Below are 24,788 nucleotides of genomic sequence, written 5' to 3' on the forward strand. Positions count from 1 at the left end.
GGGAAGAAAACCATGGACGCCAACACCACCGAAAAGCGGCCCTTCAATCTATCGCGTTGGGCGATCGGACATCCGAGCATCGCCCGCTTCCTCTTCGGGCTGATCATCATCACCGGCGTGCTCGGCCTGATGCGCATGGGCCAGCGCGAGGATCCCGAATTCACCTTCCGCGTCATGGTCGTGCAGGCGATTTGGCCGGGCGCTTCCATTCAGGAAATGGAAGACCAGGTCGTCAACAAGATTGAGCGCAAACTGCAGGAAACGCCGCATATCGACTGGGTCAAGTCCTACACCCGGGCCGGCAGCGCGATCATTACCCTGCAGGTCAAGGGCGATACCAATTCGCAGGAGGTGGCGGATGCCTTCTACCAGGTGCGCAAGAAGGTCGGCGACATCTCCAGCGAGCTGCCGCAGGGCCTGCTCGGCCCCTATTTCAACGACGAGTTCGGTGACACGTTCATCACGCTGCATTCGATCAGCGGCGACGGTTATTCCTATCCGGAACTGAAGAAATTCGCGATCCAGGCGCGCGACATGCTGTTGACGACACCGGGTGTCGAGAAAGCCGTTATCATCGGCGACCAGCCTGAGAAGATCTATATCGACGTCTCGTCCAAGGCGCTCGCCGAGCGCGGCCTGACGATCCTCGATCTGCAAAACGCCATCAAGGGCCAGAACAATATTGATCCGGCAGGCTCGGTCGATACCGGCGTGCGCTCGGTGCGCATCTCCGTCGAAGGCGACGTCAAGAAGGCGGAGGATATTCGCGAGCTGCGGCTTCGCGCCGGCGGCCAGGTGACACGGCTCGGCGATATCGCCACCGTCAGTTCCGGGCTCGAAGATCCCTATCAGCGCAAATACCGTTTCAACGGCCATGACAGCGTTCAGGTCGGCGTGGTGATGGCCAAGGGCTTCAATGTGACCGATGTCGGCAAGGGCGTCGAAGCGACCTACCAGCGCTTCGAAGAAGCTTTGCCCTATGGCGTCGCGGTCGATCAGATCGCCAACCAGCCCGACGTGGTCACGGATGCGGTCAGCGAATTCATGCATGCGCTCGGTGAAGCGCTGGTCATCGTGCTTGTGGTCTCTTTCCTGTCGATCGGCTGGCGCTCGGGCCTCGTCATCGCCATCGCCATTCCATTGGTGCTCGCCGCCACCTTCGCGCTGATGTACGAACTCGGCATCGACCTGCAGCGCATCTCGCTCGGTGCGCTGATCATCGCGCTCGGCCTGCTGGTCGACGATGCGATGATCGTCGTCGAGATGATGGAGCGCAAGCTGGAGGAGGGTCTGGTCAAGATCGAAGCGGCAAGCTTTGCCTATTCCTCGACCGCCTTCCCGATGCTGACCGGCACACTGATCACCACGGCCGGCTTCATTCCCGTCGGCTTCGCCGCATCGACGGCCGGCGAATATGTGCGTTCGCTGTTTTATGTCGTCGGCATCGCGCTGGTGACCTCGTGGTTCGTCGCCGTCTATTTCACCCCGTGGCTCGGCTATATGATCCTCAAGCAGCGCCATCACGCCGGCGAGCATCATGACGCCTTTGATACACGCTTCTATCGCCGCCTGCGCAGCACGGTCGGCTGGGCGGTTCGCCACCAGGTGATCGTGCTGCTCTTGACGCTCGGCACCTTCGTTACCAGCCTCTGGGCCTTCCAGTTCATTCCGCAGAATTTCTTCCCGCAATCCTCGCGGCCGGAGATTCTCGTTGATCTCTGGCTGCCCGAGGGCACCAGCCTCAAGGAGGTCGAGGTCCAGGCGAAGGCGCTCGAAGCCAAGATGATGGACGATCCCGACAAGAAGTTCATCGCCACCTATATTGGCGAAGGCGCGCCACGCTTCTTCCTGCCGCTCGACCAGCAGCTGCGCAACCCGAACTTCGCCCAGCTTCTCGTCATGGCCAATGACGAACCGGCCCGCGAAAGGCTGATCGTCAAGCTGCGCACGATCCTTGCGGAAGACTTCCCGTCGATCCGCGGCAAGGTCGACCGGCTCTTCCTCGGCCCGCCCACAGGCTGGCCGGTGCAGATGCGCGTCATGGGGCCTGACCGCCAGGAAGTGCGAGCGATTGCCGATCAGGTGAAGGCGCGCTTTGAGGCCAACCCGATGCTCGGCGCCATTCACGACGACTGGCTGGAGCAGGTGCCGGCGATGAAGCTGGTGATCGACCAGGATCGCGCACGCGCTCTCGGCGTCACCTCGCAGCGCGTGCGTCAGATGCTGCAGACCGCCATGTCCGGGGCGCCGCTCGACGATTTCCGCGATGGCGAGGAAACGGTCGCGATCGTCGCCCGCGAGCCGGATGCCAGCCGCTCGCTGCTGTCGGCGGTCAACTCGGTCTATGTCCCGACGGATTTCGGCGGTTTCGTGCCGGTCTCGCAGGTCGCCAAGGTCGTGCCTGTCATGGAGCAGGGCATCGAATGGCGGCGCGACAGGCTGCCGACGATCACCGTGCGAGCGACGCTGCCCGATGGCGTGCAGCCGAATGACGTTGTCACGAAGATGTATGCCGACATGAAGGACCTGCGCGACAGTCTGCCGGCCGGCTACAATGTCGAGATCCAGGGCGGCGCCGAGGATGCGGCGGAAAGCCAGATGTCGATCGCCGCCAAGGCGCCGATCATGCTCGCCGTCATCATCGTGCTGCTGATGGTGCAACTGCAGCATTTCGGCAAGGCGATGCTGGTGCTCGCCACCGGGCCGCTCGGCATCATTGGGGCCGCAGCCGCCTTGCTGATCAGCGGCGCGCCCTTCGGCTTCGTGGCGATCCTCGGCGTCATCGCGCTGCTCGGCATCATCATGCGCAACTCGATCATCCTGGTCGATCAGATCGATCAGGATATCAAGGCCGGCATGCACCGGCAGGAGGCGATCGTCGGCGCCGCCGTCCGGCGTTTCCGGCCGATCATGCTGACGGCGCTGACTGCCGTCCTGGCGCTGATCCCGATCTCGCGTGGCGTCTTCTGGGGGCCGCTCGCCTATGCGATGATGGGCGGCATCCTCGTCGCCACAGTGCTCACCATTCTGGTTCTGCCCGCCGGTTACGCCCTTTTCTTCGGTCGCGAGCCGAAGGCGAAGGACGAGCCAGGCCGGGATGCCGACGCCATCCAGGAAGAGGCGGATGACAGACGTCCGCCGGCGTTGGCAGCCGAGTGAGGACGGCGCGGCGAAAGCCGCGCCGTTTTCCTTTCGGGCCACTGGTTCCTCTCTAAAGTCTTGCAGCGGATTCTCATTGCGGCCGCTTCGTCCGTGTTCGCGCTGATTCCCTTGACCTCTCGAAAGAGCTAAACTTGCGGGAGCATGCCGGGACAGCAGCCGCGATCGCTGCTGCTCGTTGACGGGGAGAGAGCGCGACCATGGCCGATTATCGTCTGGAAACAAGCTGGCGCCCGGTCGAAGGCGGTTTCGGGCGCTTGACCGTCACGCTCTTCAATCTTTCGGCCGAGCCGCTGTCCGGCTTCTCGCTCGCCTATACGTCGGAGACACGGGTTGCCGACAAACACGTCTGCGACGGCGGCAGCCTCAAGCGGCAGGTCGCGCATTTCCATGAATTCCTGCCGCCCGAGGGGCTGAGCGTGCAGCCGGGTGGGCACTGGCGATTTACCGTCGAAGGGCTGACCCGGGAGCCGAGACATGCGACAGCAGGCGCCAAATCGGCCTATCTGACACTTGGCGACGGGCGCCATGTTCCCGTCGGTTTCGGCGATCTCATTCACGAAGGCCTGGATGGCGGTGTGGCGCCGCCACTTCTGCCGCCGGGCCGGGTCGAGCAGCCTTATTCGCTGCTGCCCTGGCCGTTGGCGCTGGCGTTGAAGGCGGGAGAGCTGCCGGTCGTCCTCTATCCGGCGGGGAAGACGCGGCCCAATGCGATCAAGGCGTTTTGCCTGGTGCTCGCGCTTTACCAGCGGCTCTATCCTGCCGACAACGTGCCGTTTTCGCTGAGTGCCGTCGAAGGCGGGCGCCCTATTCGTTTCGTCACCGAATCGTCAATCGCTGAGTTTGCCTATGAATTGCGCTTTACCGCGCATGAGATCGTGCTCTCCTCTGCGGATGCGGCGGGTCGGCACTACGGGCTGATCAGCTTGGCACAGCTCATGCACGGGGCGCGCGCCGATCGGGAGACCTTCAAATTCCCCAATTTCGGCACGATCGCCGACCAGCCGCGTTATGACTGGCGCGGCTGCCATCTCGATGTGGCCAGACAGTTCTATCCGGTGGCCGACGTCATGCGGCTGATCGATATCCTCGCCTGGAACAAGCTCAACATCTTTCATTGGCACCTGACCGACGATGAAGCCTGGCGGCTGGAGATCGAGGCCTATCCGGCGCTGACGGAGATCGGCGCGCGCCGCGGCCCGAATGAGGTGCTCGTGCCGCAGCTCGGCGACGGGGCCGAACCGCGCTCCGGCCATTACACGCAGGAGGATGTCACGCGGATCGTCGCGCATGCCGCTTCGCTGCATGTCGAGGTGGTGCCGGAAATCGACATTCCCGGCCACAGCACAGCGACGCTGCTGTCGCTGCCCGCACTCGTCGACGGGCAGGAGGCGCCGGACAGCTACCGCGCGGTGCAGGGTTATCCCAACAATGCCCTCAACCCAGCGGTCGAATTCACCTATGAATTTCTCGGCAAGGTGTTCGACGAGATAGCGACGCTGTTTCCCGGTGAGTATATCCATATCGGCGGAGACGAGGTGGCGCAGGGCGCCTGGCTGTCGTCGCCGCTCTGCAAGGCGTTGATGGAGCGGGAGAGGCTCGCCGGCACCGCCGAACTGCAATCCTATTTCCTGAGACGCATCAAGGCGATGCTGTCGGAGCGCGGCAGGAAGCTCGCCGGCTGGAACGAGGTGTCGCATGGCGGCGGCGTCGACCGCGACGGCACGCTGCTGATGGCCTGGGAAAAGCCTGCGGTCGGGATCGAGCTGGCGCAGCAAAGCTACGATGTGGTGATGACGCCGGGCCAAGCCTATTATCTCGACATGGCGCAGGCCGAAGCCTGGGATGAGCCCGGTGCCAGCTGGGCCGGCCATGCGCCGCCGGAACATAGCTACGCCTATAAGGCCGAGGGCGAATTGCCGGACGCGCTGCAGGAGAAGATGCGCGGCATCCAGTCCTGCATCTGGACTGAAAACTTCCTCTCTCGCGCCTATTTCAACCGACTGGTCTTCCCGCGCCTTCCGGCCGTCGCCGAAGCCGCCTGGACGCCGCTGGAACGCAAGGACTGGGACCGGTTCGCGGCGATCGTGCGGATGTGGCCTATGCTTTAGGAAGCAACGCTTCCGCCTTCAGCCCCAGCAACGCGGCGCCGATCAGGCCGGGTTCGATGCGGCATTCGCTGCGGACCACCAGCGGGCGGTCGAATTTTCGCAGGGTGCGGGCGCGCACGGCGTGATCGAGTTCGCCAAGCAGCGGCTCGACGTTGGACAGCCCGCCGCCGACCGGCACGATGGTGGCGCCGGTGATATTGATGGTCAGCGCCAAGGGCGAGGCGACGAGATCGACATAGACGTCGATGGTGCGTGTCGCCTTTTCCTCACCCTGTTGCCATTGAGCGATGATCTCTTCGCTCGTCAGGTCGAGATCATGCAGCGTCTTGTGCAGCCGCTCCAGGCCGCGGGCGCCGCCGACGGTGTCGACGCAGCCCGTCTGGCCGCAGCCGCAGGCATAGGCGGGGATGGCGACGGGCGGATTGCCGGCGCTGGACGCGATGATCGGCCCGTGACCCCATTCGCCGGCGAAACCGCCGGCCTCGTTGACGAGGCGCCCGTCGGCAACCAGGCCGCCGCCGACGCCGGTGCCGAGGATGGCGCCGAAGACGATGCGGTGGCCGCGGCCGGCGCCGAGGCTCGCTTCGGCCATGGCGAAACAGTCGGCGTCGTTGGCGATCAGCACGGCCAAACCGAGCTCGGCTTCGAGGTCGGCCGCGAGCGTGCGGTCATGGATGCAGGGGATATTGGCGCAGATCAGGCGCTGCGTATCGGGATCGACAACGCCGGCGATGGACAGTGCAATGCCGCTCGGCTGTTCGCCGGTCTCGGCGGTGATGGCGCGCAAGGTGTCGACGAAAGCGGCAAAATCATCCCGAGGCGTCGGACGGCGGCCGAGGGGGACGATGTCTGTCTCGGAGCGGGCGATGCCGCCCTTGATGGCGGAGCCGCCGATGTCGAATGAAATGATCATTGCACGCTGCCGTTTTTCTGGTCTTCGGCGTCTGCTCGCACTGTTGGGCGGGAATTACAAGCTTTTCGTTTGGCGTCGGGCTTGGGTATGCCGCGTGTCACCCTTCTGCCCGGCAGGGCAGAGGGGGTAGTGCACGGTGTGGGGCGGACATGATCGCCGCCCCTGCCGCCATTTCTAACCCCGCAAGTCATTCAATTGGCATATTGCATCGCCAAAATTCGGCCCTACACTTCCATCATTTCCCGGATCAATGACCATCGAAAACGCCGATTCCCACAGACGCAGAAGACCGCGTCCGCCACGTCCCAAAGGCCGTCGCCTTTCATCCATCCTGCGGCAGCTGGCCGCCGACCGGAGCCGGGAGCGGATTTCGATCGGCGACCTGTTCCAGACGATGGGCGACAGGGCGATCAGTGCGCTGATGCTGATCTTCGCGCTGCCGAACGCTTTTCCCACGCCGCCCGGAACTTCGGCAGTGCTCGGCGCGCCGTTGATCTTTCTGGCAGCACAGCTGACCTTCGGGCTGAAACCCTGGCTGCCGAAGGTGATTGCCGACCGGTCAATGCGGCGGGAGGATTTCGAAACCATTGTCGGCCGTATCCACCGCCGGCTCGCCTGGGCCGAGCGCATGCTGAAGCCGAGGCTGGCGATCTTCGCCGAGCCGCCGGCGGAATATCTTGCCGGGGCGGCATGCCTGCTGCTGTCGATCGTGCTGCTGCTGCCGGTCCCGCTCGGCAATATGCTGCCGGCGATCACGATCTCCGTCTTCGCTTTCGGCATATTGGGCCGCGACGGGCTCTTCGCGCTGATCGGCTTCATCATGACGGCCGTGTCGCTGGTCATTGCCGGCGGCGTGATTTACGGCCTGGGGAAGGCGGCGATCTATCTCGTCATGCAATGGTTTGCCTGAGTAACGTCGGTTATTTGGCGGAGCGCTTTTCAACAGGCTCGACATTTGCCGGAATTTTGTTTTGATCTGGCGCGATACAATTTCAAATCATGTTCGGCGGCGGCCCGCCGGCTCACTTTGCGTGGTAGGCATTGAATGGCAAAAAGATCCGAGACCGCGGCACGCCTCGACGATGCGGCACGTGCCGGCTGGCTCTATTACGTCGCCGGGCGCACGCAGGATGAAATCGCCGCCGCGATGGGTATCTCGCGGCAATCGGCGCAGCGGCTGGTATCGCTGGCGGTTGCCGAGCGTCTGATCAAGGTGCGGCTCGATCATCCGATCGCCGCCTGCCTGGAGCTCGCCAATCAGCTGCGGCGGAAATTCGGGCTGAAACATGTCGAGGTGGTGCCGAGCGATTCCGGATCGTCGGCGACCGTCGGTATTGCCGAGGCGGCCGCGGCCGAGATCGAGCGGTGGCTGAAACGGGCCGAGCCGATCGTGCTTGCCGTCGGCACCGGCCGTACGCTGAAGGCGGCCGTCGACCAGCTGCCGGCGATCGAATGTCCCAATCACCGGATCGTCTCGCTGACCGGCAATATCGCGCCGGACGGATCGGCCGCCTATTACAACGTCATCTTCAGCATGGCCGATGCGGTCAAGGCGCGGCACTATCCGATGCCGCTGCCGGTGCTCGTCACCTCGGCGGAAGAGCGGGAGCTGCTGCATGGGCAGCAGCTGGTGCGCTCGACGCTCGATATGAGCGCGCAGGCCGACGTCACCTTCGTCGGCATCGGCGAGCTCGGCATCGACGGGCCGCTCTGCGTCGACGGTTTCCTGGAGAAAGACGAGATGATGGAGTTGATGCGCGGCGGCGCCGTCGGCGAGATCTGCGGCTGGATCTTCGACGTCGACGGCAGGTTGCTCGACAACCCGATCAACGAACGCGTCGCCTCGGCGCCGATCCCATCCCGCGACGCGTCGATGGTCATTGGGCTCGCCAAGGGCAAGCGCAAGTTCAAGGCGATCCGGGCCGCCGTTGTCGGCCAGCAAATCAATGCGCTGATTACCGACGAAGAGACGGCTGAGTTTTTGCTCAGGAATTGAGCAAAAAATACTTCTTTTAAATCAAGTGGATAGCTGCTGCCTTCGGCACCGCAGCAACGATTGCCGATTGACATTCTTTATTGTTTGTTGAGTAATTGCCCACGAGCGAAGCGAATGCTCACACCCATCTTCTGGGAGGAAGATATGACATTGAGAACTTTTCTGCTGGGCGCCTGCTCAGCGCTGGCGTTTGCCGGCATGGCTTCGGCCGAGACGCTGACGATCGCAACCGTTAATAACGGCGACATGATCCGGATGCAGAAGCTGACGGATGATTTCAAGGCGAAGAATCCCGGCATCGACCTTGAATGGGTAACCCTCGAAGAGAACGTGCTGCGCCAGAAGGTTACGACCGACATCGCAACCAAGGGCGGCCAGTACGACGTTCTGACGATCGGCACTTACGAAGTTCCGATCTGGTCAAAACAGGGCTGGCTGCTGCCGCTCGACAATCTCGGCGCCAACTACGACGTCGACGATCTGCTGCCGGCGATCCGCAGCGGCCTGACCACGGACGGCAAGCTCTATGCGGCGCCGTTCTACGGTGAAAGCTCGATGGTCATGTACCGCAAGGACCTGTTCGACGCCGCCGGCCTGAAGATGCCCGACGCCCCGACCTGGGACTTCGTTGCGGACGCTGCCCGCAAGATCACCAACAAGGACAAGGAAATCTACGGCATCTGCCTGCGTGGCAAGGCCGGCTGGGGCGAGAACATGGCCTTCCTGACGGCGATGTCCAATTCCTTTGGCGCCCGCTGGTTCGATGAAAAGTGGAAGCCGCAGTTCGATCAGCCGGAATGGAAGGACACGCTCGACTTCTACGTCAAGCTGATGAAGGATGCCGGCCCTCCGGGCGCTTCCTCCAACGGCTTCAACGAGAACCTGGCGCTCTTCCAGACCGGCAAGTGCGGCATGTGGATCGACGCAACGGTCGCCGCTTCCTTCGTCGCCGATCCGAAGCAGTCGCAGGTCGCCGACAAGGTCGGCTTCGCGCTCGCCCCGGACAAGGGCCTCGGCAAGCGCGGCAACTGGCTCTGGGCCTGGAACCTCGCCATCCCGGCAGGCTCGCAGAAGGTCGAAGCCGCCGAGAAGTTCGTCGCCTGGGCCACGAGCAAGGACTACACCAACCTCGTCGCTGAAAAGGAAGGCTGGCTGAACGCACCTCCCGGCACCCGCACGTCGCTCTATGCGAATGCGGACTACCAGAAGGCTGCTCCCTTCGCCAAGATGACGCTCGACTCGATCAACTCGGCCGATCCGACCAAGCCGACCGTCAAGCCGGTCCCTTATGTCGGCGTCCAGTTCGTGGCGATCCCGGAATTCCAGGGCATCGGCACGGCGGTTGGTCAGCAGTTCTCGGCAGCCCTTGCCGGCCAGATTTCGGTCGACCAGGCGCTGAAGAGCGCACAGCAGCTGGCAACCCGCGAAATGACCAAGGCCGGCTACATTAAATAACTCCTCCTGAGCCAAGGCGGATCCTTGACAATCCGCCCCTCTGGGCCGCCGATGCCCGAACTGCATCGGCGGCCACTTTTCGGACAAAGCTTTCCGGCGGCCGCTCCCCGCTTCAGATCAGATCGGTGATTGCCATGGCAACCTTGCATACCCGCTCCGCAGCGCGCCTGATGATTGCGCCCTCCGTGCTGCTCCTCTTTGCATGGATGATCGTCCCGCTGGCGATGACGATCTATTTCTCGACGCTGAACTACAATCTGCTCAGCCCCGGCATGGAGAGCTTCGTCGGTTTCCTGAACTACGAATATTTCCTGTCCGATCCGGCCTTCTTCGCGGCGCTGATCAACACGCTAGTGCTCGTTGCCGGCGTGCTCCTGATCACCGTCATCGGCGGCATTGCCTTCGCGCTGCTGCTCGACCAGCCGATGTACGGACAGGGCATCGTGCGCATCCTGGTGATTGCGCCTTTCTTCGTCATGCCGACGGTGGCAGCGCTCGTCTGGAAGAACATGTTCATGAACCCGGTCAACGGCCTCTTTGCACATCTTGCCAAGGCGCTCGGCCTGCAGCCGATCGACTGGCTGGCCAATGCGCCGCTGTTTTCCGTCATTCTCATCGTTGCCTGGCAGTGGCTGCCCTTTGCCACCCTGATCATGCTGACCGCGCTGCAGTCGCTCGACGAGGAGCAGAAGGAAGCGGCCGAGATGGACGGCGCCGGGCCGATCTCGAAATTCATCTACATCATCCTGCCGCATATGGCCCGCGCCATCACCGTGGTGATCCTGATCCAGACGATCTTCCTGCTTTCGGTCTTTGCCGAAATCCTCGTCACCACCAATGGCGGGCCCGGCACCGACAGCACCAACCTCACCTATCTCGTCTATGCCCAGGCACTGCTGCAGTTCGATATCGGCGGCGCTTCGGCGGGCGGCATCGTGGCGGTCGTGCTTGCCAACATCGTCGCGATCTTCCTCGTCCGCCTCGTCGGCAAGAATCTGGAGGCTTGAGATGGCCAGAAAAGTCACAACCCGGCGCAAGGTCATCGTCACCGCGATCGCTTGGGCGCTCGGCATCCTGATCTTCTTCCCGATCCTTTGGACCTTCCTGACGAGCTTCAAGTCGGAAGCCGACGCCATCGCCTCGCCGCCGCAGTTTCTGTTCTTCCACTGGACGACGGAGAACTACGCGGAAGTGCAGAGCCGGTCGAACTATCTCAGCCACTTCATGAACTCGGTGATCATTTCCTTCGGCTCGACGCTGATCGGCCTGATCATCGCCATTCCGGCCGCCTGGGCGATGGCGTTTTCGCCGACCAAGCGGACCAAGGACGTGCTGATGTGGATGCTGTCGACCAAGATGATGCCGCCTGTGGGCGCGCTGATCCCGATCTATCTGCTGTTCCGCAATTCGGGCCTGCTCGACACGCGCACCGGCCTGGTGGTCGTGCTGACGTTGATCAACCTGCCGATCATCATCTGGATGCTCTATACCTATTTCAAGGAAATTCCCGGCGAAATCCTCGAAGCAGCCCGCATGGACGGGGCGTCGCTGATGAAGGAGATCGTCTACGTGCTGACGCCGATGGCGGTGCCGGGCATTGCGTCGACGCTGCTTCTGAACATCATCCTTGCCTGGAACGAGGCATTCTGGACGCTCAATCTCACCGCCTCCAAGGCAGCGCCGCTGACGGCCTTCATCGCATCCTATTCCAGCCCGGAGGGCCTGTTCTATGCCAAGCTCTCGGCGGCATCGACCATGGCCATCGCGCCGATCCTGATCCTCGGCTGGTTCAGCCAAAAACAACTCGTCCGCGGCCTGACCTTCGGCGCTGTGAAATAAGATAAAGGGAGACAAACATGGGCAGCATTACCCTTCAGAAGGTTTCCAAGGTCTTCGGCGAAGCCAAGGTCATCCCTTCGATCGATCTCGACATCCAGGACGGTGAGTTCGTCGTCTTCGTCGGCCCATCAGGCTGCGGCAAGTCCACCCTGCTGCGATTGATCGCCGGCCTCGAGGACGTCTCCGGCGGCAAGATCGTCATCGACGGCCGCGACGCCACGGAAAAGGCGCCGTCGGAGCGCGGCCTTGCCATGGTGTTCCAGTCCTATGCGCTCTATCCGCATATGAGCGTGCGCAACAACATCGCCTTCCCGCTGAAGATGGCGAACATGGACAAGGCGGAGATCGACCGCAAGGTGACGGATGCGGCCCGGGTGCTCAATCTCACCGACTACCTGGAGCGCAAGCCGCGCCAGCTTTCCGGCGGCCAGCGCCAGCGCGTCGCAATCGGCCGCGCCATCGTGCGCCAGCCTTCGGCCTTTCTGTTCGACGAGCCGTTGTCGAACCTCGATGCGGCGCTGCGCGTCAACATGCGCCTCGAAATCAGCGAGTTGCACCAGCAGCTGAAGACGACGATGGTCTACGTCACCCACGACCAGGTCGAGGCAATGACCATGGCCGATAAGATCGTCGTCTTGAACAGGGGCAATATCGAACAGGTCGGCTCGCCGCTCGAGCTTTACAGCCGCCCACGCAATCTGTTCGTCGCCGGCTTCATCGGTTCGCCGAAGATGAATTTCATCAAAGGCCAGAATGCGGCTCAGCTCGGCGCGCATACGATCGGCATCCGTCCCGAACATATGCTGCTGTCGATGGAGAGTGGCGACTGGAAGGGCAGGGTGGTGGTCGCCGAACATCTCGGCTCCGACACCTTTCTGCATATCGATGCCGGGGAGATCGGCATGGTGACGGCGCGCGGCAGCGGCGATTTTGCCGCCAAGGCGGGCGATACGGTCTATCTGACGCCGGACCGTTCGCGTATTCACAAATTCAACGAGGGCGGCCTTGCCATCTGAGGCAGGCCGCCGGTTGGGGGCAGGCATACGAGCCGGGCGATGGCGCCCGGCCGTTTCGGCAAGACCTTCAAGGGGACTGAAACATGACGTGCAAACTATCGCTGGCAACGCTTTCCGACGCGGCGCGCACTGCCGCCATCCCTGGATATGATCGGGCGTCGTTGAAAGCCGGCATCGTGCACTTCGGCGTCGGCAATTTTCACCGCGCCCACCAGGCGATCTATCTCGATGATCTTTTCAACGCGGGCACGGATCATGACTGGGCGATCGTCGGCGCCGGGGTGCTGCCGTCTGATGCCGCCATGCGCGAGAAGCTCGCGGCACAGGATTTCCTGACGACGGTGGTCGAGCAGGACAACAACAGGACGGCAGCGCGCGTCACCGCGCCGATGATCGACATCCTGCCGGTCGGCGATCCCGCCGCGATCATCGCCAGGCTCGCCGATCCCGAAATCCGCATCGTCTCGATGACGATTACCGAGGGCGGCTATTTCATCGATGCATCAGGCACGTTCAACCCGGCCCATCCGGCGATTGCTGCCGACGCGCAGAATCCCGACGCGCCGAAGACGGTGTTCGGTCTGATCGTCGCCGGGCTGAAGGCGCGCAAGGCCAGGGGTATCGGTCCTTTCACCGTCATGTCCTGCGACAACATTCCCCATAACGGCATCGTCACCGCCAATGCCGTGGTCGGCACGGCCGCACTGTCGGATCCCGGCTTTGCCGCGTGGATCCGGGCGAATGTCGCCTTCCCGAATGCGATGGTCGACCGCATTACGCCGGCAACCGGCCAGCGGGAGATCGATTTCCTCAGGGACAATTTCGAGATCGAGGACAATTGGCCGGTTTATTGCGAGGAATTCAAGCAGTGGGTACTCGAGGACAAGTTCACCGCCGGACGGCCGGCGCTGGAAAAGGTCGGCGTAACCTTCGTGCCCGATGTCACGCCTTACGAGCATATGAAGATCCGCATCCTCAACGGCGGGCATGCGGCGATCGCCTATCCGGCGGCGCTGATGGACATTCATTTCGTCCATGATTCGATGGAAGACCCGCTGATCCGCGCCTTCCTCGCCAAGCTCGAGAAAGACGAGATCATCCCGATCGTGCCGCCGGTACCGAATACGTCGCTGGTGGATTATTTCGCGCTGATCGAACATCGCCTGCTCAACCCGAAGATTGCCGACACCATTCCGCGGCTGGCGCAGGATGGATCGAACCGTCAGCCGAAATTCATCCTGCCGTCGACACTCGACAATCTCCGCCAGGGCCGGGATGTCGTCGGCCTGTCGCTGGTCTCGGCGCTCTGGTGCCGCTATTTCGCCGGCAAAACCGACAGCGGCCAGGATATCGTCTTCAACGACGCCAGCGCCGAGCGCCTGCATGCGGCGGCACTGAAGGCCAAGGACGATCCGTCGGCCTTCCTCGCCTTCGACGATATTTTCGGCGAGGTGGCGAAATCCGAACTTTTCCGTAAGCGTTTCGCCCATGCTCTCAAAACTCTGTGGGATAAAGGCACGCGGGAGACGCTGCAGCTCTATCTCGACGGCAAGCTCGCAGTGTAGGCAATCCGGATGGTGGCATCGTTGCCGCCATCCGTCCGGCCTTGCGTGGAAGCGGGACGGTCGTGCGTCCGAAATTGAACTGAGATTGGGTCCTCCATGGCTGATGCTGAACCACGGCTGATCATCTTCGATTGCGACGGCGTGCTCGTCGACAGCGAGCCGATCTCGATCAGCGTGCTGGTCGGGGCGATGAACGATCTCGGCGTTTCGATCACCGAGGACCAAGCCTATGAGCGCTTTCTCGGCCGCAGCCTGTCGACGCTCATCGATACGCTGGAAACCGAATTCAACGTCCATGCCGATGAGGAATTCCTCGAGCGCATCCGCACCGATCTCTATGCCCGTTTCCGCACCGAATTGAAGCCGATCGACGGTATCGCCGCGACGATCGACGGGCTCGACATTCCCTGCTGCGTCGCCTCATCCAGCCAGCTGGAACGAATCCGGCTGTCGCTGTCGGTCACCGGGCTTCTCGACAAACTGCCCGACATCTTCAGCGCGACGATGGTCAAGCGCGGCAAACCGGCGCCCGATCTTTTCCTGCATGCGTCGCGTGCAATGCAGGTGGAGCCTGCTCATTGCATTGTCGTCGAGGACAGTCCGGCCGGCATTGCCGCCGCCAAGGCGGCAGGTATGAAGGTCTTCGCCTTCACCGGCGGATCGCATGCCAACTTCGCCGGCTATCGCGCCGAACTCGACCGGCTTTCGCCTGATGTGGTGTTTGACGCCATGTCTGAATTGATACACCTTGTCCGCAACCATAAGCTGGATGGGACCAAGATTTGATGCGTGATCATGTGGTTGCGGTGGATGTCGGCACCGGCAGCGCGCGCGCCGGCGTCTTCGATATCAGCGGCCGTCTGCTTGCCAAGGCCGAACACCCGATCGTGATGAACCGACCGCGCGAAAACCACGCCGAGCACGATTCCGAAGACATCTGGTCGGCTGCCTGCATGGCAGTGCGCAGGGCGATGGAGCAATCAGGGATCGCCGCCGCCTCGGTCGGGGCGATCGGCTTCGACGCCACCTGTTCGCTTGTCGTGCGCGATGTCGAGGGCCGGCAGCTCAGCGTTTCAACCGGCGGCGAGAGGCGGTTCGACACGATCGTCTGGCTCGATCACCGGGCGCTGAAGGAAGCCGATTTCTGCACGGCGACGGAGCACTCCGTGCTCGAACATTCCGGGCATGTCATGTCGCCCGAAATGGAGATGCCGAAGCTGATGTGGCTGAAGAAGAAGCTGCCCTCGACATGGGAAAAGGCCGGCTACTTCTTCGATCTCGCCGATTTCATGACGTGGAAATCGACCGGATCGCCTGCCCGATCGCGCTGCACGCTGACGGCGAAATGGCACTATCTCGCCCATCTCGAAAAGGGCTGGCAGCAGGATTTCCTGGAGCGGATCGGTCTCGAGGACCTTCAGGCGCGCGGCCAGCTGCCGGATGAGACCGTGCCGGTCGGAGGCAGCGTCGGTCGGCTGACGCCGGAGGCGGCGGCGGCGCTGGGGCTGACAACGGACTGCCATGTCTCGGCCGGGATGATCGACGCCTATGCCGGCGCGCTCGGCGCACTCGGCGGTTATGCCGCCGATCCGGCAAAGCGCGAGCACCAGCTGGCGCTGATCGCCGGCACGTCGAGCTGTATTGTCACCTTCTCCAGGCAACGCCAGCCGAGCCATGGCATGTGGGGCCCCTATTATGAGGCGGTCTTTCCCCAATCCTGGCTGGTGGAGGCGGGGCAATCGGCGACCGGCGCGCTGCTCGACCACATCGTGCGCATGCATGCCGCCGGCGGCGAGCCGACGGCAGCACTGCATCAGAGGATCGTCGCTCGCATTGCCGAGTTGCGGGCCGAGGAGGGCGAGGGCTTCGGGGCGCGCATTTTCGTGCTGCCGGATTTCCATGGCAATCGCTCGCCGCTCGCCGATCCACACGCTGTCGGCGTCGTCAGCGGTCTGAGCCTCGATACGTCCTTCGATGGCCTCTGCGCGCTTTACTGGCGCACCTCCGTGGCGATTGCGCTCGGCATCCGCCATATCCTGGAAATGATGAAGGAATACGGCTACGTGCCCGATACGCTGCATATTGCCGGCGGGCATGTAAAGAACCCGGTGCTGATGGAGCTCTACAGCGATGCCACCGGTTGCAAGGTCGTGGTGCCGAAGATGAACGAGGCGGTGCTGCTCGGCACGGCGATCGCCGCATCCGTCGCCTGCGGCTTGCACGGGGACCTGGCGGCGGCCGGCGAGGCGATGTATCCTGGCGGCGATGAACGGCTTCCCGACAAGGCAAAACAGACGCTCTATGACCGCGACTACCGCCGTCTTCTCGCCATGCACCGGCACCGCGCCGAGTTGGAAACAATGCCGTGACGGCTCAGTGGTTCGCCGTTTCGCCAAGAACGGTCGCAAATTCCAGCATGCGACGGCGGCGAAGGGCTGCCTCTTCCCCGACTTGGAGGATGACGGATTCCGCGAGACAATCGAGTAGCGCGATCAGCGGCGGAAGATTGTCGAGATCGGGGGCGCGCGCGGGCGGCAAGGGCAGCATGACATTCGACTGGTCGGCCATCCAGTCTGCTTGCTGCGGTGAAATGAGCACGACCTTATAGCCGTAGCGCCGGGCGGTTCGGGCAAGCAGGCGCGCCTTGGCGAAGCGGCGACAATCGATGATGACGAGCAGCGCATCGTCGACGGCCAGCCGGGCGAAGAGTTCGGCAAAACGGTTGTCGGCGCCGTCGAGTGTGCGCACGCCGTCACGGGCTTGCGTCAGCCGCTGACAGAAATGATGGGCAAGGCTTGCGAGCCGGGCATGCGTGGCGATCGACACTTCGCGGGCGGTGCTGATCAGACTGACGGCTTCGGACCAATGCGGCTGCGCCGTCAGATGATAGATATGGTGGAGCGCCTGGATCTGTTCGGCAACCAGCACGGCGAGCGGTTTGCCCTCGGCGGCGTCCTGATGCAGTTCGCTCATGGCGCTTTGCAATTGCGCCGGCGATGTCGTCACGGTCTCGCGAATCTCCACTTTGACACTGTCCAATCCCTGATAACCGAGCGCGCGCAGGAAGCGCCCGACGGTCATCGGCGACAGATCCAGCCGGTCGGCGACGGATGCCGCTGTCTCAAACGGCAGGTCGTTCAGGTGTTCGGTGAAATATTTCGCGATACGGCGTTCGGCCGGTGTGCCGGTTTTTGCGTATTGCCTGAGCTTTTGCACAAAGTCTTCCACATCAGCCTCCCCCGTTTTTCCTCAGAGGCGTTCCGTGGACGCGCTGTTGCGACCCCTCGTCTTTGCAACTATTTCGGAAGCTGCTTCTCAGGCTCATGCATATTTGATAGGCGACAATACTATATTAGCATTTAATTTTCGACAAGTTTTCTATTACCACATGCAATTTTATTCTCTCTTGTGGGTAGTCTCCATCTTTCCTACATCTTCCGCGCAACCGGAGACGCCTGAGACATGATCCTTGACGCCGCTCGACTATCGCTCACCAATTTGTTTGCGCCGGAAACACGCGCAGTCTTCTGGAAAGTGCTCGGCCTGACAATCCTCGTGCTGGTCGGCCTGTGGTTCGCGCTGCGCGGGGCCTTCATGGCTTTCCTCTTTCCCTGGCTCACCAGCTTCGTTCCCGATGTGCCGGATTGGGCGGGGTGGCTCGCCCTGGTATTTGCAATTCTCGCCGGCATCGGCCTTGCGCTGATGCTGGCATTGCTGCTTTCGCCGGTCACGGCGCTGATCGCCGGCCTGTTTCTCGACGATGTCGCCGATGTCATCGAAAAACGCGATTATCCCAAGGACGCAGCGGGTAGCGCCATGCCGCTCGGTCCGGCGATGGCAAGCTCGATCAAGTTCCTCGGCGTGGTGATCCTCGGCAACGTCGTTGCCTTGCTGCTGCTGTTCATCCCCGGCGTCAATCTGATCGCCTTCTTTCTGGTGAACGGCTATCTGCTTGGACGGGAATTTTTCGAATTCGCCGCCATGCGGTTTCGTTCGCCGGAGGAGGCGCGGCTCTTCCGCGCCAAACACGCATCCACCGTGTTCCTCGGCGGGCTGGTGATCGCGATGTTTCTGGCGATCCCGTTCGTCAATCTTCTCACGCCGCTGTTTGCCGCCGGCATGATGGTGCATTTGCACAAGCTGATTTCCGCGCGAGACACTGGTTTGCGAGCCTGAGGCTCAACCGGGCAGGGCGGAGGCGTCGTACATCGCTGCGAAGTCCGCGCTCGGCGGTATCGGCTTGATGATGTCGATCAGCACGCCGTTCGGATCGGCGGTGATGAAATGCCGCTGGCCGAAATCCTCGTCGCGGATCTCCCGCAAAATCGGTAGGCCGGCGTTGCGGCAGGCATCGTAGACACCGTCGACATCTTCGACCTCGAAATTGAGCAATAGGCCGCGAGCGTTGGTGCGCGCGACCGCAGGAATGGTCTCGTGGTTGCTGTCGAGGATGGCGAGCGCGACATGCTCGGCCTCTGCCGATTGCAGGTGAACGTACCAGTCGTTTTCAAAAAGTGCCCTGAAGCCGAAGTGGCTGATGTAGAAGGCGGCGGTACCCGGAACATCGTCCGTCATGATCACCGGATAGTAGCTGGTCGATCTCATGCCTTGCTCCTTTGCTAAATTTACATACAGGATGTATGTTTTTGCCTATTAACATACATGCGGTTTGTATGTAAATAGACCCCATGGGCCGCAGCAATCGCGAGAGAACGGAACAGACGAGGCAAGCGCTGATCGACGCCGGCCGGGGCTTCTTTGTCGGCAAAGGTTATGCCGAAACGGCAACGCCGGAGATCGTCGCGGCTGCAGGGGTGACCCGAGGTGCGCTCTATCATCATTTTGAAGACAAGAAGGCGCTTTTTCGCGCGGTGATCGCGTGCGAGATGCAAGAGGTGGCTAAGGTAATCGAGGCGTCTTCGGCGCCTGGGGATGGGGCGCGCGCTGCGCTGATTGCCGGCGCTTCGGCCTATTTCAGCGCAATGGCCCAGCCCGGACGAACCCGGCTTTTGCTGATGGAAGCGCCTGCGGTTCTCGGCTTGCCGGCGACTGCGGCAATGGATGCCGAGAATGCGGAGGCGACCTTGCGTGCAGGACTGGCGGCGCTTGTGCCTGGGGCGGGAACGCTGCTCGGCCCGCTGACATCGCTGCTGTCGGCGGCTTTCGACCGTGCCGCGATCGCGATCGAAGCGGGCGGAGAGCGGCGGGATTACGAGCAGGCGATAACAACCTTACTCGACGGCCTCGCCGATCACCTGCGGCGGTAGCTCGACGAGCGGCGCCGGCACATCCCAACTCTTCTCCGGCGACTTGCAGAGATCGGCGATGACGCAGCGCTCGCATTCCGGGCGGCGCGCCTTGCAGGTATAACGCCCGTGCAGGATCAGCCAGTGATGGGCGTGATAGAGGTAATGTTTCGGGATCACCTTCATCAACCGCGCCTCGACCTCGTCGGGCGTCTTGCCGGGGGCAAGCCGGATGCGATTGGCGATGCGGAAGATATGGGTGTCGACGGCCATCGTCGCTTGGCCGAAGGCCATGGACAGCACGACATTGGCGGTCTTGCGGCCGACACCCGGCAATTTTACCAGCTCCTCTCGCGTCTCCGGCACCTTGCCGGCGAAATCGTCGACCAGCATCTGCGCGAGCGCGATGACGTTTTTCGCCTTGTTGCGATAGAGGCCGATCGTCTTGATATGATCGCGCAGCCGCTCCTCGCCGAGATCGAGCATCTTTTCCGGCGTATCGGCAACCTTGAAGAGCGCGCGGGTCGCCTTGTTGACGCCGACATCGGTCGCCTGCGCCGACAGTGCGACCGCGACAACCAGGGTGAAGGGATTGCTATGCTCGAGTTCGCCCCTCGGTTCCGGCCGCTGCACCGAGAAGCGGCGGAAGATCTCCTCGCGCTCGGCCGGCGAATAGGCGGTCTTCACCGCCGCCGCCGGTTTGCGGCGGGCGATCACATTCGAGTTTTGCGACGGTTTGCCAACGGATTTGAGTTTCGGATTCGCCATGGTGAATCTATACTCAGCAGCCATGATGGAAAGCAACGCCGACAGCTTCAACGAGCAGCCTGTTTTCGCTGCCGAACTCTTCCCCCACCGGTCGCTCGGCCGCCGGGGTTTCAGGGTGCTGCTTATCCTGTCCGGTTCCCTCTGCTTTCTCTACGGCACGTTCTTCGTCGCGACCGGCGCCTGGCCGATCGGTTTCTTCTTCGGGCTGGATTTCCTGCTTCTCTATGGCGCATTCTGGCTGAGCTACCGCTCAGGACGGGCGCGCGAGGAGGTAACGGTGTCGCGCACCGATGTGTCGGTGCGCAAGTTTGCGCCATCGGGACGAATGGTGGAGCATCACTTCAACCCATACTGGGCGCGCTTCCTCATCCGCCGGCACCAGGAGATCGGCATCCTTTCCATGCAGATCTTCGGCGAGGGCCGCCGCACCGATATCGGTTCCTTCCTCAACCCCGACGATCGTGAAAGCTTCGCCAAAGCCTTCAAGGGCGCGCTCGCCACGGTCAAGCAGCGTATCTGAACTACAGGTGCGCAAGAAACGGGTGGTTTGCGAACAGCCTATTGATTATCTCCTTACGACAAGGAGAAAGACGATGAATATGATTGCGAACCTGCAAAAAGACATCACGCCTGACGGCCCTGATTATGACATTGTGCGCCGGGTGATCGAACTGATCACCGAGGATTACCGCGACCAGCCTTCGCTGGAGGTGATCGCCGCGCGGCTCAACCAGTCGCCGACCCAGCTGCAGAAGACCTTCACCCGCTGGGCCGGCCTGTCGCCCAAGGGCTTCCTGCAGGCGGTGACGCTCGATCACGCCAAGCGGCTGCTGCGCAAGGAAGATATGCCGTTACTGGAGACCTCGATCGAGGTCGGTCTGTCCGGGCCGAGCCGGCTGCATGATCTCTTCGTCACCCATGAGGCGATGTCACCCGGCGAGTGGAAGGCCAAGGGCGGTGGCCTCACCATCCGTTACGGCTTCCACATCTGCCCCTTCGGTATCGCGCTAATCATGGTGACCGACCGCGGCCTTGCCGGCCTTGCCTTCAGCGATTCCGGCGACGAGCGGGCCTGCCTCGAAGACATGACCTGCCGCTGGCCGAATGCCTGTTATATCGAGGATCTGCAGGCGACGGTTCCCTACGCCGCCCGAATCTTCGAGCCCGGCAGATGGTCTTCCGAGCAGCCGCTGCGCGTCGTGCTGATCGGCACCGATTTTCAGGTGCGCGTCTGGCAGAGCCTCATGAAGATCCCGTTCGGCAAGGCCGTCACCTATTCCGATATCGCCAACGATATCGGCCGGCCGACGGCGCAGCGCGCCGTGGGGGCGGCGGTCGGGGCAAACCCGATCTCCTTCGTCGTGCCCTGCCATCGCGCGCTCGGCAAGAATGGCGCTTTGACGGGATATCACTGGGGCCTCACCCGCAAGCGGGCGATGCTCGGTTGGGAATCGGCGCATGCCTGAGCGGCGGATCGTTCGTCGCTTACCGTTCCGACCGTTCTCTCCTTGCGTCGCTCACCCCCTCATCGCCTCGCTATTGCTCCGGCACTTCTCCCCGCTGGGGAGAAGAGGCTGGTGGCGATGTTTCGGCCAATTCCAGCAATGCTCGGGCCGCACTTTCATCGGTGATCAGCGTATTGCAGCCGATGCGCTTGATCGTGGCGCGGATGGCGATGGCGCGATGGGCGCCGCCGGAGGAGAGCACGATGTGCTTGGCCTCTTTCAGCGTATCGAGATCGACGGACATGACACGCCGATTGATCGAGTGGTCGACGGAATTGCCGTCCTTGTCGAGGAAGTTGAACATCGTGTCGCAGACGCAGCCGGCATCCATCAGCTCCCGCAGCTCGGCCTTCGATATCCAGCCCTCCGACAGCGAGGTCGAATGCGGGCCGATATCGCCGCAGCTGACGATCGCTAGGTCGAGGTTCTCGGCGAGACGGTAGATCGTGTCCAGCCCGCATTTTTCGATCAGATTGCGCTTGGTCTCGATGGAATCCACGAGAAGCGGCGCCAGAAACATATAACATTCGGCGCCGAGCTGATTGGCCAGCCGCCATGTGTAATCGATCGGGTTCGTCTGGTGCACGGCGACGATGCCGCCGAGCAGCGAGACGACCTTGCAATTGGCGCGGCGCGGCGGCCGGAAGCTCGACAGCGAGGCGGTCATGGTGCGGCCCCAGCCGACGCCGATGGTATAATCGTCGGGGATGGCTTCGGAGAGGAACTGGCCAAGCGCCAGCCCGACATTCCGCGCCAGCGAATTGACGTCGCCATGGACCGGCGCCGGCACGACGATCGCCTCGTCGAGGCCATAGGCGCGCTCCAGCTTTACCGCAAGTTCGACGCAGTCGCCGATCGAATCGTTAATCCAGATTTGGACTTCGCTGCGCTTCATCGCCTCGTCGAGCAGGCGGATCACAGTGGTGCGGCTGATGCCGAGCTGTTCGGCGACGTCCTTCTGGGTCAGGCCCTCATTATAGTAGAGCCATGCCGCCCTCAGCCGCAGCGAGGATGCCTCGGAATAGGCCGTGTGCGTGCCGCGTTTGAGCTTGACCACATTTCCTCCAGCCGAATTCCCGCCCTAAATCCCTTTTTGGGATCAACGGCTATCACGGCACCTTTGTTGCGGGGATAATGACGGGTGTGACACTTATGTCAATTGAAATGCACAAATGTCCTTGACTTTCCCTCGGGCGAATGGCGATAGTCCTGGCGACAGGAAATCGTTCTGTCCGTCCGAGGAGGACATAGTGCGGGCATGCCGAAAGTCACGACCGGCCTTTCAGCCGCAGCCGTTGCTTGCGTTCGGGCGAACGCTTGGCCGCGGGAACACGGCCACTGTCCTTCACGTTTATGAATCATCCGTGACGGATGCGCGCATTTTCGCCCGCAGCAGGCAGACAAGCTGTCGGTAGATCACCTTTGCCGGGCGGAACTCGCGCCGGTCGCAGCCCAAGTTCAACAAGGATTATTGACCATGACATCCAAGCTTGACCAACTCCGCGAGATTACCACCGTTGTCGCCGATACCGGCGACATCGAAGCCGTCGCCCGCCTGAAGCCTGTGGATTGCACGACCAACCCGAGCATCGTGCTGAAGGCGCTCGGCACGCCGATGTTTGCCGACGCCATCAAGGAAGCCGTCGCCTGGGGCAAGAAGCAGGGCGGCAATCCCGAAGCCGTTTCCTCTGCCGTCGCCGATCGCCTGGCCATCTCCGTCGGCGCCGCCCTGGTGAAGCTCGTCCCCGGCCGTGTTTCGACCGAAGTCGATGCCGATCTTTCCTTCGATACCGAGGCGTCGCTTGCCAAGGCGCGGGCGATCATCGCCGCTTATAAGGATCGCGGCATCGATCAGGACCGCATCCTCATCAAGCTCGCCTCCACCTGGGAAGGCATCCGCGCCGCGGAAGTGTTGCAGAAGGAAGGCATCGATTGCAACCTGACGCTTCTCTTCAGCAAGGCCCAGGCGATTGCCTGCGCCGACGCCAAGGTGTTCCTGATTTCGCCCTTCGTCGGCCGCATCCTCGACTGGTACAAGAAATCGACCGGCAAGGACTACACCGCGGAGGAAGATCCGGGCGTCATCTCCGTCCGCGAAATTTACAACTACTACAAGGCGAATGACATCAAGACGATCGTCATGGGCGCCTCCTTCCGCAGCGCTGGCGAAATCGAGGCCCTTGCCGGCTGCGACCGCCTGACGATCAGCCCGAACCTGCTCGACGAACTTGCCAAGGACGAAGGCAAGCTGGAGCGCAAGCTCTCTCCGGACAACAGCAAGCCGGATCCGAAGGTTTCGGTCGACGAGAAGACATTCCGCTGGATGATGAACGAAGACGCGATGGCGACGGAAAAACTCTCCGAAGGCATCCGCGCTTTCGCCAAGGATCTCACGACGCTGCGCACCATGGTGCAGAAGGAACTGCAACTCGCTGCCGCCTGATAGGCTTAGACATGCAATCGAGGGCGCGGATGCCGGCTGGCAGCCGCGCCTTTTTCATGCTGTTATCAAGGGCATATGCTGTCGGAGACTGATATGGCGGGTGAGGAACCGGCAAATTCGCTTGTGGCATTTGCTCGCAAGCATGCAAGCTTCATCATCGCCGTCCTTGCCGGACTGGTGGTCTTCTTGGCTGTGACCTCGCGCGACGTCAGCGCCGGCAATATTTTGTTCGGCTGGAATGTCAGTGCCGGCGTTTTCGTCGCGCTCAGCTGGCGCAAGATGCTGCGGGCGACGGTCGAAAGCATCCGGAAACGCTCCGCGGATCTCGATTTCTCCGACACCGTCTTGCTGGCCCTTTCGATCGGTGCTGCAATTGCCAGCATTGCCGGCATCGGCATCGAGCTTCATTCGATCAAGGAGGCGACACCTGACGTCGCGCTGGCGCGGGCGGGTGCCGTGGTGCTGACGATCCTGATCTCGTGGATCTTTCTTCATACGCTTTTCACCATCCATTATGCCCATTATTTCTATGGCGGGGCAGACGAAGAGGGCGGCCTCAAATTTCCGGATGGAATCGAAGAACCCGGCTATTGGGACTTCCTCTATTTCTCCTTCACCATCGGCGTGGCCGCGCAGACGGCGGATGTCGCGGTCGGCTCGACCAGCATGCGCAAGCTGACGCTGCTGCATGCCTTGCTGTCGTTCCTGTTCAATACGACGATCCTGGCGCTGGCGATCAATGTCGGGGCAAGCCTGCTATAGTGCCATCTGG

22 protein-coding genes are annotated in these 24,788 nt (G+C 62.2%); 17 read left to right on the plus strand and 5 right to left on the minus strand.

Annotated features, from left to right (window positions below; all coding sequences use genetic code 11):
- The first annotated feature begins 12 nt into the window (after positions 1-12).
- A complete protein-coding gene (locus tag FFM81_RS02520; protein WP_138385304.1) occupies positions 13-3,159 on the plus strand; it encodes an efflux RND transporter permease subunit in 3,147 nt (1,048 codons plus the stop codon).
- 200 nt (positions 3,160-3,359) lie between these two features.
- Positions 3,360-5,270, plus strand: a complete 1,911-nt coding sequence (locus FFM81_RS02525; RefSeq protein WP_138385305.1) for a beta-N-acetylhexosaminidase — start codon at positions 3,360-3,362, stop codon at positions 5,268-5,270.
- Here FFM81_RS02525 and FFM81_RS02530 read toward each other — a convergent pair.
- Positions 5,260-6,183, minus strand: coding sequence for an ROK family protein (locus FFM81_RS02530; protein ID WP_003566835.1), 924 nt, complete (start codon positions 6,181-6,183; stop codon positions 5,260-5,262). The genes FFM81_RS02525 and FFM81_RS02530 overlap by 11 nt on opposite strands.
- Before the next feature lie 331 nt (positions 6,184-6,514).
- On the opposite strand from FFM81_RS02530, the gene FFM81_RS02535 reads away from it, so the two are divergent.
- The 9 genes from FFM81_RS02535 (at position 6,515) to FFM81_RS02575 (ending at position 16,423) form a co-directional block, all read left to right on the plus strand.
- Positions 6,515-7,093 carry an exopolysaccharide biosynthesis protein gene (locus FFM81_RS02535; RefSeq protein ID WP_173883811.1) on the plus strand — a complete coding sequence of 193 codons (579 nt, stop codon included), beginning with the start codon at positions 6,515-6,517 and terminating at the stop codon, positions 7,091-7,093.
- A gap of 135 nt (positions 7,094-7,228) precedes the next feature.
- A complete protein-coding gene (locus tag FFM81_RS02540) occupies positions 7,229-8,179 on the plus strand; it encodes a sugar-binding transcriptional regulator (RefSeq protein WP_003566739.1) in 951 nt (316 codons plus the stop codon).
- Positions 8,180-8,323: 144 nt separating this feature from the next.
- Positions 8,324-9,634 (plus strand): ABC transporter substrate-binding protein, encoded by a 1,311-nt coding sequence (locus FFM81_RS02545; RefSeq protein ID WP_003582446.1) that lies wholly within the window; start codon positions 8,324-8,326, stop codon positions 9,632-9,634.
- Positions 9,635-9,768: 134 nt separating this feature from the next.
- On the plus strand, positions 9,769-10,641 hold the full coding sequence (locus tag FFM81_RS02550; RefSeq protein ID WP_003566735.1) for a carbohydrate ABC transporter permease: 873 nt from the start codon (positions 9,769-9,771) through the stop codon (positions 10,639-10,641).
- Position 10,642: 1 nt separating this feature from the next.
- On the plus strand, positions 10,643-11,473 hold the full coding sequence (locus FFM81_RS02555) for a carbohydrate ABC transporter permease (protein WP_003566726.1): 831 nt from the start codon (positions 10,643-10,645) through the stop codon (positions 11,471-11,473).
- 17 nt (positions 11,474-11,490) lie between these two features.
- The gene (locus FFM81_RS02560) at positions 11,491-12,489 is read left to right on the plus strand and encodes an ABC transporter ATP-binding protein (protein ID WP_003566720.1); all 999 of its coding nucleotides are present in this window, start codon (positions 11,491-11,493) and stop codon (positions 12,487-12,489) included.
- A gap of 83 nt (positions 12,490-12,572) precedes the next feature.
- Entirely contained in the window at positions 12,573-14,054 is a 1,482-nt protein-coding gene (locus FFM81_RS02565; protein WP_003566718.1) for a mannitol dehydrogenase family protein, read from the plus strand.
- Between the two features lie 96 nt (positions 14,055-14,150).
- Positions 14,151-14,840, plus strand: a complete 690-nt coding sequence (locus FFM81_RS02570) for an HAD family hydrolase (RefSeq protein ID WP_003566716.1) — start codon at positions 14,151-14,153, stop codon at positions 14,838-14,840.
- Positions 14,840-16,423, plus strand: coding sequence for an FGGY-family carbohydrate kinase (locus FFM81_RS02575; protein ID WP_003566714.1), 1,584 nt, complete (start codon positions 14,840-14,842; stop codon positions 16,421-16,423). The genes FFM81_RS02570 and FFM81_RS02575 overlap by 1 nt, the downstream gene beginning before the upstream one ends.
- Before the next feature lie 4 nt (positions 16,424-16,427).
- On the opposite strand, the gene FFM81_RS02580 is transcribed toward FFM81_RS02575, so the two are convergent.
- A complete protein-coding gene (locus tag FFM81_RS02580) occupies positions 16,428-17,282 on the minus strand; it encodes a MurR/RpiR family transcriptional regulator (RefSeq protein ID WP_003566711.1) in 855 nt (284 codons plus the stop codon).
- Between the two features lie 234 nt (positions 17,283-17,516).
- On the opposite strand from FFM81_RS02580, the gene FFM81_RS02585 reads away from it, so the two are divergent.
- A complete protein-coding gene (locus FFM81_RS02585; protein ID WP_003566709.1) occupies positions 17,517-18,230 on the plus strand; it encodes a sulfate transporter family protein in 714 nt (237 codons plus the stop codon).
- Positions 18,231-18,233: 3 nt separating this feature from the next.
- On the opposite strand, the gene FFM81_RS02590 is transcribed toward FFM81_RS02585, so the two are convergent.
- Positions 18,234-18,659 carry a VOC family protein gene (locus FFM81_RS02590; protein ID WP_003566707.1) on the minus strand — a complete coding sequence of 142 codons (426 nt, stop codon included), beginning with the start codon at positions 18,657-18,659 and terminating at the stop codon, positions 18,234-18,236.
- Between the two features lie 83 nt (positions 18,660-18,742).
- On the opposite strand from FFM81_RS02590, the gene FFM81_RS02595 reads away from it, so the two are divergent.
- Complete coding sequence (locus FFM81_RS02595; protein ID WP_003566705.1) at positions 18,743-19,321, plus strand: TetR/AcrR family transcriptional regulator; 579 nt, start codon at positions 18,743-18,745, stop codon at positions 19,319-19,321.
- On the opposite strand, the gene nth is transcribed toward FFM81_RS02595, so the two are convergent.
- Positions 19,286-20,092 (minus strand): endonuclease III, encoded by an 807-nt coding sequence (gene nth / locus FFM81_RS02600; RefSeq protein ID WP_025417096.1) that lies wholly within the window; start codon positions 20,090-20,092, stop codon positions 19,286-19,288. The genes FFM81_RS02595 and nth overlap by 36 nt on opposite strands.
- On the opposite strand from nth, the gene FFM81_RS02605 reads away from it, so the two are divergent.
- Together FFM81_RS02605 and FFM81_RS02610 are read left to right on the plus strand one after the other, a co-directional pair.
- Entirely contained in the window at positions 20,091-20,588 is a 498-nt protein-coding gene (locus FFM81_RS02605) for a DUF2244 domain-containing protein (protein ID WP_037091563.1), read from the plus strand. The genes nth and FFM81_RS02605 overlap by 2 nt on opposite strands.
- Before the next feature lie 73 nt (positions 20,589-20,661).
- On the plus strand, positions 20,662-21,534 hold the full coding sequence (locus FFM81_RS02610) for a methylated-DNA--[protein]-cysteine S-methyltransferase (protein ID WP_003566699.1): 873 nt from the start codon (positions 20,662-20,664) through the stop codon (positions 21,532-21,534).
- A 70-nt stretch (positions 21,535-21,604) separates the two neighbouring features.
- Here FFM81_RS02610 and FFM81_RS02615 read toward each other — a convergent pair whose 3' ends face one another.
- Positions 21,605-22,630, minus strand: a complete 1,026-nt coding sequence (locus FFM81_RS02615; protein ID WP_003566697.1) for a sugar-binding transcriptional regulator — start codon at positions 22,628-22,630, stop codon at positions 21,605-21,607.
- Between the two features lie 420 nt (positions 22,631-23,050).
- Between FFM81_RS02615 and tal the strand changes: the two genes are divergently transcribed.
- Together tal and FFM81_RS02625 are read left to right on the plus strand one after the other, a co-directional pair.
- Positions 23,051-24,016, plus strand: coding sequence for a transaldolase (gene tal, locus FFM81_RS02620; protein WP_138385307.1), 966 nt, complete (start codon positions 23,051-23,053; stop codon positions 24,014-24,016).
- Between the two features lie 93 nt (positions 24,017-24,109).
- On the plus strand, positions 24,110-24,778 hold the full coding sequence (locus FFM81_RS02625) for a DUF1345 domain-containing protein (RefSeq protein ID WP_173883754.1): 669 nt from the start codon (positions 24,110-24,112) through the stop codon (positions 24,776-24,778).
- The last annotated feature ends 10 nt before the right edge of the window (positions 24,779-24,788 follow it).

This window comes from Rhizobium hidalgonense (genome assembly GCF_005862185.2).
GTDB lineage: Bacteria > Pseudomonadota > Alphaproteobacteria > Rhizobiales > Rhizobiaceae > Rhizobium > Rhizobium hidalgonense.